The organism is Bordetella bronchialis, assembly GCF_001676705.1.
Taxonomy (GTDB): Bacteria; Pseudomonadota; Gammaproteobacteria; order Burkholderiales; family Burkholderiaceae_B; genus Bordetella_C; species Bordetella_C bronchialis.
The window spans coordinates 5,334,737-5,347,022 of record NZ_CP016170.1; the positions used below are offsets into that span (position 1 = coordinate 5,334,737).

The window sequence follows — 12,286 nt, forward strand, 5'->3', positions numbered from 1 at the left end:
CCGGCCCCTCGAACCGGTGCTTTCAGCGCATCCGCGCGCCCCTGGGCGCGCCGCGTGGTGAAAGGTAAACGGGAAACAGGAACGCGGCGGCCGCCAGCCCAAGAGGCAGGCCGCGCCCCGCCAGGCCTGTGCTGCCCCCGCAACGGTCATCCCGCCGTGCCGCGATCCGTCCCTGGATTGCCGGCACGGCGGGACAGCCCGATACCGGCCGGTTCGTCCGGGGAAGACGGGCGGTACGTAGCGCCCGCGGCGCCGTCCGCCGCCCTCTTCCGGTTTCCTTGAACGACGTGCGGGGTCGCGCGTCATCACCAGGTCTCGCTATGAAGCCCCTCTTTACCCGGCGCTGTGCCGGGCTGCTCGCCTGTCTGGCTCCCGTGTGGGCCGGCGCCCAACAGAATCCGGCCGCCAGCGCCGCCCAACCGCCCGTTACCCAGCTCGATACCGTCGTCGTCACCGCGACGCGCTCCGCCGAGCCCTTGAAGGAAGTGCTGGGCGACGTCAGCGTCATCGATCACGCCACACTGGAAAGCGCCGGGCAGAGCAGCCTGGCCGAGGTGCTCTCGCGCACGCATGGCATCGAGTACGCGAACAACGGCGGCCCGCAGACGGTCACCAGCCTGTTCATGCGCGGCGCCAACAGCAACCAGACGCTGGTGCTGGTGGACGGCCAGCGCATCAACAACGCCACCAACGGCCTGGCGGCGCTGAACGCCATCCCGGTCGACACCATAGACCGCGTGGAAATCGTGCGCGGCGCGGCCAGCAGCCTGTACGGCGCGGACGCACTGGGCGGCGTGATCAACATCATCACCAAGCGCGCCACCGACCGCCCGCTGTCGGCCTATGCGTCCGTGGGCGGCGGCACCTATGGCACCAGCCGCTACAGCGCCGGCCTGTCCGGCGCATCGCAGGGCTGGACCTACAGCCTGGCCAGCAGCTACGGCCAGAGCCGCGGCTTCGACGCGACCAACGGCAGGAACTTCCTGCACAACCCGGATCGGGACAGCTACTACGAGAACAACGTGGCCGGCTCGCTGGGCTACGAATGGATGCGCGGCCAGACCCTGACCGCCCAGTTCTACCAGACCCACCTGAACGGGGGCTACGACAACGGCCAACCGTACTTCAACGACCGCTCCATCCAGGACCTGCAAGGGTATTCGCTGACCAGCACCAACCGACTGACAGACATGTGGACCAGCACGCTGCGCGTGGGCAGCACGGTGGACCGCAACCGCAACGAGAACGCCCCGGCCGACGAAAACCCCTTCGACACGCCCGACGGCAAAAGCACCTTCCGCACGCGGCAGAACCAGTACCTGTGGCAGAACGATCTGCAGTTCACCAAGGACCAGAAGCTGACGCTGGCCTATGAGCACCTGGACCAGCGCGTCGAGGGCGACATCGGCAATTTCAACAACTTCCCGGTCACCTTCGGCGATTATTCGCAGACGAGCCGCCATGTGAACTCGGTCACCGGCGTCTATCTTGGCGACTTCGGCGCCCACCATATCCAGGCCAGCCTGCGCAACGACGACAACTCGCAGTTCGGCAACCGCACCACGGGCGGCCTGACCTACGGCTATGACATCACCGACCGCATCCGCGCCACGGTGGGGGCCAACACGGGTTTCCGCGCGCCCAACTTCAACGAGCTGTACTGGCCCAATGACGGCGGCTTCGTCGGCAACCCGGACCTGAAACCGGAGACCTCGCGCAATATCGAGGCCAGCCTGCGCTACCGGGACGACGACAGCGAGCTGGGCGTGACCTACTATCACAACAAGGTCAAGAACCTGATCGTCAACCAGGCGGTCGACCCGAACGATCCCTTCAGCGTGTTCCAGCCCTTCAACGTATCGAACGCGCTGCTGGAAGGCGTGACGCTGACCGGCATGAAGCAGTTCGGCAACAGTCGCCTGCGGGCCAGCGTGGACCTGAGCGATCCTCGCAATACCGACGAGGACACGCGCCTGCCGCAGCGCGCGCGCAAGGTGTTGCGCCTGTCGGCGGACCATCGCTTTGGCGACCTGCTGGTCGGGGCGGAGATGTATGCCAGCGGCGACCGCATCGATGCGCTCACGGGCGACCGCCTGGGCGGCTATACGCTGTACAACCTGCTGGCATCCTATGACCTGACGCGCAATCTCCAGGTGCAGGTGCGCTGGAACAACGTCTTCGACAAGGAGTACGCCTTGGTCAAGGGCTACAACACGCCGGGATCGAACGCCTTCGTCAACCTTACCTGGCGCATGTAGGCGGGAACGGCGGATGGGCGCACGTGCCATCGCGATGCCGGCATTGCCGATCGCGCGGCGGGCGCGGCGCGGCGTGGGATCCGGCCGCCGCCCGACACATGCGGGCATGCCCGCCGCCCATGCAGCCAAGGGCCATGCCGGCGCCCGCTGGATGCACGCCTGCATGGCGATCGCCTGCGCCGCCATGCTCGCGGTCACGCCCCGTCCTGCCGGCGCGGCGCCGGGGGATGCTGGGCCAGGCGCCGCCACGCGCGCCCCGGGCCCCATCTCGCTCCAGGACGACGACAGCCGCACCGTCACCTTGGCCCATCCGGCCATGCGCGCCATTTCCCTGGCACCGCACGCCACGGAGCTGATCTATGCCGCGGGCGCCGGCGGCAGGCTGGTGGGGGTGGCGCGCGGCAGCGACTATCCCCCGGCGGCCGGCGCGCTGCCTTCCGTGGGCGACGGCCTGGCGCCCGACCCCGAGCGCGTCGCGGCGCTGCGCCCGGACCTGGTGATCGGCTGGCTGCCGGGCGGGGCGGCTCCCCTGCTGCCCGTCCTGCGGGCCCTGGGCGTGCCGCTCTACTACAGCGATCCCCGTACGCTGCGCGACATCCCGCGCGCCGTGGAAGACATGGGCACGCTGTTCGGCACGCAGGCCGTGGCGGCGCCCGCCGCGGCCGCGCTGCGCGCGCGTATCGACGCCCTGGCCGCGCGCTACGCCGGCCGCCGGCCGGTACGCGTGTTCGTCCAGGCCGGACGCGAGCCCCTGTATACGCTCAATGGCACGAGCATCGTCAGCGACGCGCTGCGGCTGTGCGGCGGCGTGAACGTATTCGCCGATGCGCCCGTCACCGCGCCCCAGGTGTCGGCGGAAGCGGTGCTGGCGGCCCGCCCGGACGCGGTCGTCGCGGGCTCGGCCAATCCCGCCAGCCTGGATGCCACGGCCGCGGCCTGGCGCGCCCTGGGGCTGCCGGCCGCCCTGGCCGGCCACGTCGTGGGCATCGACGCCGATATGCTGTACCGGCCCGGCCCACGCCTGATCGGCGCCACGGAAAAGCTGTGCGCGGCGCTGGATGCCGCGCGCCAGGGCGCCGCCGCCCCGCCATCGCGCTGAAGCCCCGATACGCGCGCCGGCGCCAGGGTATCCGCGGCCAGGGACGATGCCCTGTTTTATGATGGCGGCATAAGTGCGCCGCGCGCCATCCGGGCGGGCGGCTGTTGACGACATCATCCGCCATGCCATCCCAAGACACCTTCACCGTCGCCGGCCGCGACTTCCGGTCCCGCCTGCTGGTCGGCACGGGCAAGTACAAGGATTTCGTACAGACCCGCCAGGCCCTGGACGCCAGCGGCTGCGAGATCGTCACCGTGGCGATCCGCCGGGTGAACCTGGGCCAGAACGCCAACGAGCCCAGCCTGCTGGACTTCGTCCCGCCCTCGCAATTCACCTATCTGCCCAACACGGCCGGCTGCTACACGGCGGACGAGGCCGTGCGCACGCTGCGCCTGGCGCGCGAGCTGCTCGACGGCCACGACCTGGTCAAGCTGGAGGTCCTGGGCGACCCGCACACCCTGTTTCCCAATATGCCGGAAACCCTGAAGGCCACCGAAGCCCTGGTCAAGGACGGCTTCAAGGTCATGGTCTACTGCACCGACGACCCCATCCAGGCCCGCATGCTGGAAGACCTGGGCGCCGTGGCCGTCATGCCGCTGGCGTCGCTGATCGGCTCCGGGATGGGCATTCTCAATCCCTGGAACCTGCGCCTGATCCTGGACCAGGCGCGCGTCCCCGTGCTGGTGGACGCCGGCGTGGGCACGGCCTCGGACGCGGCCATCGCGATGGAGCTGGGCTGCGACGGCGTGCTCATGAATACCGCCATCGCGGGCGCCAAGGATCCCATCCTGATGGCCAGCGCCATGAAAAAGGCCGTGGAAGCCGGGCGCGAGGCCTATCTGGCCGGTCGCATGCCCAAGAAGCTGTACAGCGCCTCGCCGTCATCGCCCACCGAGGGCGTGGTGCGATGATTCCCAACGCGCTGTCCATCGCCGGCGTCGATCCCTCCGGCGGCGCGGGCGTCCTGGCCGACGTGAAGGCCATGAGCGCCCTGGGCGCCTATGGCTGCGCCGTGATCGCGGCCCTGACGGCGCAGAACACCGAAGGCGTCAGCCAGGTGTCCCCCGTTCCGCCGGCCTTTGTCGGCCAGCAGATCGATACGCTCTTCGCCGACGTGCGCATCGATGCGGTCAAGCTCGGCATGCTGGGCCAGCAGGCGGTGATCCAGGTCGTCGCGGAAAAACTCGCGCGCTGGCGCCCGCCGCACGTGGTGCTGGATCCCGTCATGGTGGCCAAGAGCGGCGACCTGCTGCTGGAGCGCGCCGCCGTCGGCGCCCTGCGCGAAGCCTTGCTGCCGCAGGCCACCGTACTGACGCCCAACCTGCCGGAAGCCGGCGTCCTGCTGGAAGAACGTCCGGTGGAAACGGTGAAGGAGATGCGCCGCGTCGCCGAACGCCTGCGCAACAGGATGGCCTACGACGGCCACCGCTGGATCATGCTCAAGGGCGGCCACCTGCCGGGCGAGGAAACCATCGACCTGCTGCACGATGGCGACCGCATGATCGAACTCCCGGGGGGACGCATCGCCACCCGCAACACCCACGGTACCGGATGCACGCTGTCGGCCGCCCTGGCGGCGCTGATTCCGCAGGTCGGCGAGGTCCCCGAGGCCGCGCGCCGCGCCAAGGCCTACCTGACCGACGCCATCCGCCATGCCGACCGCCTGGACGTGGGCAAGGGCCACGGGCCCGTACACCATTTCCATGCCTGGTGGTAGCTCGGGGACGCAAATCGGTACAATTGCCCCCGCTTCCGAACTCTTTCTGCCGCTGTCATGAACGCCTCCACTCTGCCCGACGTCGAAAAAGCCCGCTTCAACATGGTGGAACAGCAGGTCCGCCCTTGGGACGTGCTGGACGAGAAAGTGCTGGCCGCCCTTTTCAAGGTGCGCCGCGAACAGTTCGTCCCGCCCGCGCTGCGTTCGCTGGCGTTCTCGGACCTGGAAATCCCCCTGCAGATCAACGCCGTCGATACGCGTGAGACCATGCTGGCGCCCAAGATCGAGGCGCGCTTCGCCCAGGAGCTGCGGCTGGCGCCCACCGACGCCGTGCTGGAAATCGGCACGGGTTCGGGCTACCAGGCCGCCTTGCTGGGCGCCCTGGCGCAACAGGTCACCAGCGTGGAGATCGACAGCCGCCTGGTCGCCTTTGCCCAGCAGAACCTGCAGATGAACAACGTCGCCAACGTCAAGGTCGAGACCGGCGATGGGCGCAACGGCTGGGGCACGACGGAATACGACGCCATCCTGCTGACGGGCTCCGTGCCCGTGGTGCCGGACGGGTTGAAATACCAGCTGCGCATCGGCGGCCGGCTGGTCGTGGTGGTCGGCACCGCGCCGGTCATGACGGCCTGTCGCATTACCCGCACCACCGCCGCCAGCTTCGAGACCGTTCAGCTGTTCGAAACGGTCATCAAGCCCCTGCGCGGCGCCACGGTGTCGCAGTTCAAGTTCTAGCCGCCCTGGATTTTCCGCACCAGCGCGGTGGTTGAACGCTGGTGCTCGAACGGCACGGCCACCGCGCGGCCGCCCCAGCTTCTGACCAGGGCGGTTTCCGGCAGTTTTTCCATGTCGTAATCGCCGCCCTTGACGATGATGTCGGGGCGCAGCAGCCCGATCAGGGCTTCCGGCGTGTCCTCGTCGAAGGCCGTGACGGCATCCACGCATGCCAGCGCCGCCAGCAGCGCGGCACGGTCCTCCTGGCTATTGAGCGGGCGTTCGGGCCCCTTGCCCAGCCGGCGCGCCGACGCATCCGTATTGACGGCCACGATGAGCGACGCGCCCAGCTGGGCGCTTTCGTCCAGGTAGGTCACGTGCCCGCGATGCAGGATGTCGAAGACGCCGTTGGTGAATACCAGCGGCCGCGGCAAGCGGCCGCCGGCAAGCGCGTCCAGGCATTGCCCAGGGGTAAGGATCTTGGATTCGAAGCGAGCGGTCATCCGCGCATTTTAGCGATGCGCGGCCTTGCGCGGACAGGTCCGTGCTCAGGACAAGACCAGGGACGGCACGCCGCCCGCTTCCACCGGCCCGCGCGCCGCCAGGCTGTCGCCGCCGCGTTCGACCATGGCCACGATCTCCTTGCGATAGCGGTTCAAGTCCTTCACCGATTCGAAGCTGCGGTCCAGCAGCTTGGAAAGGATATGCAGGATGCGATCGCCGACTTTCTTTTCCCACACGCCATCGAAACGGATCTGGCTATCGAGCCAGCGCTCCAGCCAGCCCGGCTCCGGCAGGCGCGACTGCACCGTGTCGTTGGGGAACATGGCCTTGTTCACATGCAGGTTGGTCGGATGCATGGCCTGCGACGTGCGGCCCGCCGACGCCATCAGCATGCCGATCTTGGAGAACGCCAGCCGCGCCTGCGCCTGCGTGGTTTCGCCGCGCTCGAACAGCGCGCGGCGCATGTACTGCAGGTAGGCGCCGGCGTGGCGGGCCTCGTCCTGCGAAATGGTTTTGTAGATGGCCTGTATCACCGGCTCGGTATGCCAGTTCGCGGCGCAGCGGTACCAGTGGTTCAGCCGGATCTCGCCGCAGAAGTGCAGCATCAGCGTTTCCAGCGGCGGCGCCGGATCGAACTGGAAGCGCACCTTGTGCAGCTCCTCTTCCGTGGGAACGAGGTCCGGCCGGAAGCGACGCAGGTACTCGATCAGAACCAGGGAGTGCTTCTGCTCCTCGAAAAACCACACCGACATGAACGCGGAGAAATCGCTGTCGCCATGGTTGTCGCGCAGGAACATCTCCGTGGCCGGCAATGCCGCCCATTCGGTGATGGCATTCATCTTGATGGTCCGCGCCTGTTCATCTGACAGCTTGGCGCCATCGAAGTCATCCCATGGAATGTCGGTGGACATATTCCAGCGTACGGCTTCCATGGATTTGAAGAGTTGCGGATAAAGCATGGTATCGGTCCGAAAATAATGTGAATGTCCCCCCGCGCTCGTGTGGCCGCTGAACTCGACCGCGCAGGCGCGCATCGCTTATGGATTTGTCATGCGTACGCGAATCAAAGACGTGCAAAAGGCAAACGGTGGATGAAACCCATTCGCGGCCTTCCTTTATCGCCGTTGCATGCGAACGCCTGATGACAGAACCATGGCAGAACTATGACGAAAGTCCCGGCCATGCGCGCGGCACGGCGGCGGGCCGCCTGGCCCACCGGAAAAAACGCAATGGTCGAACTACCCGGATGGCAAAGAAAAGCGGCGGCCCCCGGGCGGGCCGCCAGGCGTGCGGCCCGGTTATCGGGTAGAAAACCAGATGACCAGGGCCACGCCCACCGCCAGTACCGCCGCGACGACGGACAACAAGCGGTTGGTATGCTCCTGCGCCTTGCGCAGCCGCGCCAGCTCCAGCAGCACGGCGGGCTCCACATTGGGGCGGTTGAGCCGGTCGTGCACCAGGCGCGGTATCGCCGGCAATAGCTGGGACCACTGCCCGGCTTCTTTCTCCAACTGTTTCTTCAGCCCGGCCATCCCGATGCGCTCGCGCATCCATCGTTCCAGGTAGGGCTTGGCGGTTTTCCAGAGGTCGAGATCGGGATCCAGCTCGCGTCCCAGTCCCTCCACGTTAAGCAGGGTCTTCTGCAGCAGCACCAGTTGCGGCTGGATCTCTACATTGAAGCGGCGCGAGGTCTGGAACAGCCGCAGCAGCACCTGCCCCAGCGAGATCTCCGACAGCGGCCGGTCGAAATACGGTTCGCATACCGCGCGTACCGCGCCTTCCAGTTCTTCTTCGCGCGTGTCCGCCGGCACCCAGCCCGATTCGATATGCAGTTGCGCGACACGCCGGTAATCGCGGCGGAAGAAGGCCAGGAAATTCTGCGCCAGGTAGTTCTTGTCGAATTCCGACAGCGAGCCGACGATGCCGAAATCCAGCGCGATGTAATGCCCCAGCGTTTCCGGCCGGTCCGACACATAGATGTTGCCGGGGTGCATGTCGGCGTGGAAAAACCCGTCGCTGAATACCTGGGTGAAGAAGATCTCCACCCCGGTGCGCGCCAGGCTGTGGATATCGATGCCGGCGGCACGCAGGCGATCGATCTGCCCCACCGGGATGCCGTACATGCGCTCCATGGTGAAGACCGTATTGGCGGTGAACTCCCAGATCACCTCCGGCACGATCAACATCCTGCCGCGACCGCTTTCGGGGCCGAAATTGCGCCGCAGCTGGCTGCAATTGGAGGCCTCGCGCACCAGGTCCAGTTCGTCGTGCAGGTATTTGTCGAACTCCGCCACGACTTCGCGCGGCTTCAGGCGGCGGCCGTCGGGGCCCAGGCGCTCGATCACGGACGCCAGCGTGCGCAGCAGGGTCAGGTCTTTTTCGATGATGTCGAGCATGCCCGGCCGCAGCACCTTGACGGCGACTTCCCGCCCGTCATGCAGCACGGCGAAGTGCACCTGCGCGATGGAGGCCGACGCCACCGGGTCGACCTCGAAATGCTTGAACAGGGTGGCGGGCGGCGCGCCCAGCGCGGCCTCGATGCACTGCGCGGCCTGCTCCGACGGGAACGGCGGCACCCGGTCCTGCAGCAGGGCCAGTTCGGCGGCGATGTCGGCGGGGATCAGATCGCGCCGCGTCGACAGCACCTGGCCGAACTTGACGAAGATGGGCCCCAGCGATTCCAGCGCGCGGCGCAGGCGCACGCCGCGCGGCGACCGCGGCCGGGTGCCGAACCGCATGACGCGCAGCAGCAGCGTGGCCAAGGGATGGTTCAGGCTCGATAGCACCAGTTCATCCAGGCCGTAGCGCAGGGCCACGACCACGATGCGCACGAAACGAAGGAAGGTCAGCATCGCTCAGGCGCCACCGTTGCCGCGCGGCGCGGCGTCCTGCCGGTCCTGAACGCGCGCCAGCCTTGCCTGCAGGGCCGTGGCGCGGGCATGCGCGGCATCCAGGGCGGCATTCGCGCGGGCGATGTCGTCCGCCCAGTTTTCCATCAACGTGCGCGGCGCCAGGATGGGCCGCTCCTGGGAAAGGTATTCCGCCAGATTGCCGCCCAGGCGCGCGGCGGCGCCCCGCAAGCCGGCGGAGACGGCGCGCGCGCCGGCCACCAGCCGGGCAGCGGGGATATCCCCCAGCCAGCGCGCCAGGTCGTCCTCGACGTCCCAGCGCAGCTGCGCGGCCAGTTCGGCCACGACCTGGGCCAGGCCGGCGTCGCCGGCGATGTGGGTCATGTCGGCGATTGCCTCGGCGCGGGCACGGGCCGAGGCGGCGGGATCGCTGCCCTCGCGATCGTCCATCCCGGGACTGGCGACGCCCGCGGGCCCGTTTTCCGCGCCCGCCTGGAAAAGCCGGGCCAGCCGGAAGCGCGAGGGGTCGGCCGTCAGGGTGACATCGGGCACCACGGCGGGGTCGGCCAGGTCGGTATAGCCTTCGCTGTCTATCGTCAGGGATAGCTTGAGCGCGCCACCGGCCAGGCGCACGGTCTTGCCGGCGTGGCGGGCCAGGCGCGCCCGCGCCCAGTCCTCCCGCCGCAGCAGGGCGTTGAGGGCGCGGACAGCGGCACGGCCGGGGTCGGGCAAGGCGGGAATCGCGAGCATGAATAGTCGGCGGGGCGTGGCGACGCCCGGGGATGGTCAGACCGCAAGTTTAACGGGTCGGCAAGCCTGGCCGCGGCGGGCCCGGCAGGAGTTCCAGCATCCTGCCCGGCCACGATGAAAAAAAGCCGGCCCCTGTGGAGCCGGCGTGAGGGCGGTTGCCCGAGCAAGGCAAACCGCGGAAGCACGAATCGTGAAGAAGCCGGTCAGCTGGCGTACTGGACGGGGATCTGCTGGATACCGGCCAGCAGCCATCCGCCCTGCGTCGGCTTGAAGAGATTCCAGACTTCCTCGAAGCGGAAGGCCTCTGCGCCCGGCTCTTCGCGCAGCATGCCGGAGAACCGCACGCTGGCCAGGTGGCCGTCGGACACGGCTTCGATGCCCAGCATTTCCGCGTTGAGCAGGACCACCTCGGTATGGTTGGCGGCGCCCTTGCGCTCGGTCAGTTGCGGCTTGAGTTCCACGATCAGGTCGTCGGTGAGGTACTCGCGCAGGCGTTCGGTATCGCCGCTATCCCACACGCCCTGGATGCGGACGAACTGCTCCTTGGCCTGCTTCAGGAAGCCCTGGGTATCGAAATCGCCCGGGATGAACCAATTGCCTTGGGCATCCTGGCGCGGGGCGGCTGCCGGTTCGGCGGCAACGGGTGCCGCGGCGGAAGCAGCCCCGGCGGCCGTGGCGGCGCCGGCCGTGCCGGCGGCGGGCAGGGCTTCACGCCAGGGCGTGGGCGCCTGCGCCGGGGTATCGGCCTGGCGAGCCATGCCATAGGCGCCCTGCATGGCGGGACGCGGGCCCGAACCGCGCAGGCGGCGGATGATGAAGAGCACGGCGAACACCACCAGGGCGATCAGCAGCAGGCTGGCGAGCATTTCCGCGAAGGCGCCCGACAGGCCCAGGTGCGACAGCAGCGCCGCCAGGCCCAGGCCGGCCGCGATACCGGCGATGGGGCCCAGCCAGCGCGAGGCGCCGCTGCGCGCGGCCGCGCCGGCCGTGGCGGCGCCGGCGGCAGCCGGAGCCGCGGCGGACGCGGCGCCCGGGGTGGTGGCGCCCGTGGCCGGCGGCGTCGTGGCCTGGCGCTGCATGGTCACATTGGGGGACTGGCGGCCCACGCTGGAACCCCCGCCCATGCGGCGCGCTTCGGCGTCAAACGAGGTGGCGATCATGGCCGCGCCCGTGACGGCGATGAGCGCCGCAGCCAGGATTCGGCGATAAGAACAGCGTGACATGGTGTGCTCCTGTAGTCGTACGCAATGCGCCGCATCGGATCGGATGCGAATCGCCGCGCGCGAAAAGGGATTGCCGTATCGCGCGCGTCATTGGGTTTTGCCTGGGTTTCCGCCCTGCCGCCCCCCCTGGCCCCTGCCCGTGGCCGGAAGGATCTGGCTTTCTTACAGAAACCTGAACAACTACAGGATATCCGACTTTTGCCTGGGCAACAAGCGGCGCGCCTAGGCCATGCGCACACCTTCGTGCAGCGCCACGACGCCGGCGGTCAGGTTGAAATACTGGACCCGCTCCAGTCCCGCCTCGCGCAGCATGCCGGCCAGGGTTTCCTGGTCGGGGTGCATGCGGATCGACTCCGCCAGATAACGGTAGCTGGCCTCGTCCTTGGCGACCCTGCGGCCCAGCCAGGGCAGGACGTTGAAGGAATACCAGTCATAGACCGGCGCCAGGGGCTTGGCCACGCGCGAAAACTCCAGCACCAGCAGCTTGCCGCCGGGCTTGAGCACGCGGGTCATCTCGGCCAGGGCGCGGTCCTTGTGCGTCATGTTGCGCAGGCCGAAGGCCACGCTGACGCGGTCGAAATAGCCGGACGGGAATGGCAGCCGCTCGGCATCGCAGACCGCCAGGGGCAGCAGCAGGCCGCTATCGGCCAGGCGGTCGCGCCCGACACGCAGCATGGAATCGTTGATGTCGGTCAGCCAGACCTGCCCTTCCGGGCCGGCCCGCCGCGCGAAGGCACGGGCCAGGTCGCCCGTGCCGCCGGCGATATCCAGGACCTTCATGCCCGGCCGCACGGCGGCGCGGCCGATGGTGAAGGCCTTCCAGACACGATGCAGGCCGCCCGACATCAGGTCGTTCATGACGTCGTAGCGCGAGGCCACGGAATGGAAGACTTCGGCCACCTTGCCGGCCTTTTCCGTCTCCTGGACGGTCTTGAAACCGAAATGGGTGGTGCCTGGGGACGCGCCATCCCCTGGGGAGGCGGAATTGGGGTTTTGCATAAATGATTCCCGGGTCAATCGGCTATGGTAGCCGATGGGGGACGCCTTCCGGCGGCCTCGGACCGGGGCCTCGGCCGGGCGCGTCACATACCTGAAATATTACGGCCATACTATCGCAACGTTCGCGCCACGCCCTGCCACCCAGGCCTGCCACCGCTACGCAGCAACCA

11 protein-coding genes are annotated in these 12,286 nt (G+C 68.3%); 5 read left to right on the plus strand and 6 right to left on the minus strand.

Annotated elements, in window-relative coordinates:
* Positions 1-320: 320 nt before the first annotated feature.
* The 5 genes from BAU06_RS23385 (at position 321) to BAU06_RS23405 (ending at position 5,812) form a co-directional block, all read left to right on the plus strand.
* Positions 321-2,258 carry a TonB-dependent receptor domain-containing protein gene (locus tag BAU06_RS23385; protein ID WP_066356259.1) on the plus strand — a complete coding sequence of 646 codons (1,938 nt, stop codon included), beginning with the start codon at positions 321-323 and terminating at the stop codon, positions 2,256-2,258.
* A 184-nt stretch (positions 2,259-2,442) separates the two neighbouring features.
* Positions 2,443-3,357 carry a cobalamin-binding protein gene (locus BAU06_RS23390; RefSeq protein ID WP_156770433.1) on the plus strand — a complete coding sequence of 305 codons (915 nt, stop codon included), beginning with the start codon at positions 2,443-2,445 and terminating at the stop codon, positions 3,355-3,357.
* 122 nt (positions 3,358-3,479) lie between these two features.
* Positions 3,480-4,268, plus strand: a complete 789-nt coding sequence (locus tag BAU06_RS23395) for a thiazole synthase (RefSeq protein ID WP_066356261.1) — start codon at positions 3,480-3,482, stop codon at positions 4,266-4,268.
* Entirely contained in the window at positions 4,265-5,074 is an 810-nt protein-coding gene (gene thiD, locus BAU06_RS23400) for a bifunctional hydroxymethylpyrimidine kinase/phosphomethylpyrimidine kinase (RefSeq protein WP_066356263.1), read from the plus strand. The genes BAU06_RS23395 and thiD overlap by 4 nt, the downstream gene beginning before the upstream one ends.
* A gap of 57 nt (positions 5,075-5,131) precedes the next feature.
* Positions 5,132-5,812, plus strand: a complete 681-nt coding sequence (locus BAU06_RS23405) for a protein-L-isoaspartate O-methyltransferase family protein (protein ID WP_066356266.1) — start codon at positions 5,132-5,134, stop codon at positions 5,810-5,812.
* Here BAU06_RS23405 and rfaE2 read toward each other — a convergent pair.
* From rfaE2 to ubiE, 6 genes are all read right to left on the minus strand, one after another.
* Positions 5,809-6,294, minus strand: a complete 486-nt coding sequence (gene rfaE2, locus BAU06_RS23410) for a D-glycero-beta-D-manno-heptose 1-phosphate adenylyltransferase (RefSeq protein WP_066356269.1) — start codon at positions 6,292-6,294, stop codon at positions 5,809-5,811. The genes BAU06_RS23405 and rfaE2 overlap by 4 nt on opposite strands.
* 45 nt (positions 6,295-6,339) lie before the next feature.
* Positions 6,340-7,254 (minus strand): ferritin, encoded by a 915-nt coding sequence (locus BAU06_RS23415; RefSeq protein ID WP_066356271.1) that lies wholly within the window; start codon positions 7,252-7,254, stop codon positions 6,340-6,342.
* A gap of 339 nt (positions 7,255-7,593) precedes the next feature.
* On the minus strand, positions 7,594-9,147 hold the full coding sequence (ubiB, locus tag BAU06_RS23420) for a ubiquinone biosynthesis regulatory protein kinase UbiB (RefSeq protein ID WP_066356272.1): 1,554 nt from the start codon (positions 9,145-9,147) through the stop codon (positions 7,594-7,596).
* A 3-nt stretch (positions 9,148-9,150) separates the two neighbouring features.
* Entirely contained in the window at positions 9,151-9,894 is a 744-nt protein-coding gene (locus BAU06_RS23425; protein ID WP_066356274.1) for a ubiquinone biosynthesis accessory factor UbiJ, read from the minus strand.
* A 203-nt stretch (positions 9,895-10,097) separates the two neighbouring features.
* Positions 10,098-11,117 carry a Tim44 domain-containing protein gene (locus BAU06_RS23430; RefSeq protein ID WP_066356276.1) on the minus strand — a complete coding sequence of 340 codons (1,020 nt, stop codon included), beginning with the start codon at positions 11,115-11,117 and terminating at the stop codon, positions 10,098-10,100.
* A 222-nt stretch (positions 11,118-11,339) separates the two neighbouring features.
* Positions 11,340-12,116: a bifunctional demethylmenaquinone methyltransferase/2-methoxy-6-polyprenyl-1,4-benzoquinol methylase UbiE gene (gene ubiE, locus BAU06_RS23435; RefSeq protein WP_066356280.1), complete on the minus strand. Its 777-nt coding sequence runs from the start codon at positions 12,114-12,116 to the stop codon at positions 11,340-11,342.
* Between the last annotated feature and the right edge of the window lie 170 nt (positions 12,117-12,286).

Coding starts and splice junctions, on each gene's coding strand:
- BAU06_RS23390 (WP_156770433.1), top strand. CDS start 2,443: ATGCTCGCGGTCACGCCCCGTCCTGCCGGCGCGGCGCCGGGGGATGCT.
- BAU06_RS23395 (WP_066356261.1), top strand. CDS start 3,480: ATGCCATCCCAAGACACCTTCACCGTCGCCGGCCGCGACTTCCGGTCC.
- rfaE2 (WP_066356269.1), bottom strand. CDS start 6,294: ATGACCGCTCGCTTCGAATCCAAGATCCTTACCCCTGGGCAATGCCTG.
- thiD (WP_066356263.1), top strand. CDS start 4,265: ATGATTCCCAACGCGCTGTCCATCGCCGGCGTCGATCCCTCCGGCGGC.
- BAU06_RS23405 (WP_066356266.1), top strand. CDS start 5,132: ATGAACGCCTCCACTCTGCCCGACGTCGAAAAAGCCCGCTTCAACATG.
- BAU06_RS23415 (WP_066356271.1), bottom strand. CDS start 7,254: ATGCTTTATCCGCAACTCTTCAAATCCATGGAAGCCGTACGCTGGAAT.
- BAU06_RS23430 (WP_066356276.1), bottom strand. CDS start 11,117: ATGTCACGCTGTTCTTATCGCCGAATCCTGGCTGCGGCGCTCATCGCC.
- BAU06_RS23425 (WP_066356274.1), bottom strand. CDS start 9,894: ATGCTCGCGATTCCCGCCTTGCCCGACCCCGGCCGTGCCGCTGTCCGC.
- BAU06_RS23385 (WP_066356259.1), top strand. CDS start 321: ATGAAGCCCCTCTTTACCCGGCGCTGTGCCGGGCTGCTCGCCTGTCTG.
- ubiB (WP_066356272.1), bottom strand. CDS start 9,147: ATGCTGACCTTCCTTCGTTTCGTGCGCATCGTGGTCGTGGCCCTGCGC.
- ubiE (WP_066356280.1), bottom strand. CDS start 12,116: ATGCAAAACCCCAATTCCGCCTCCCCAGGGGATGGCGCGTCCCCAGGC.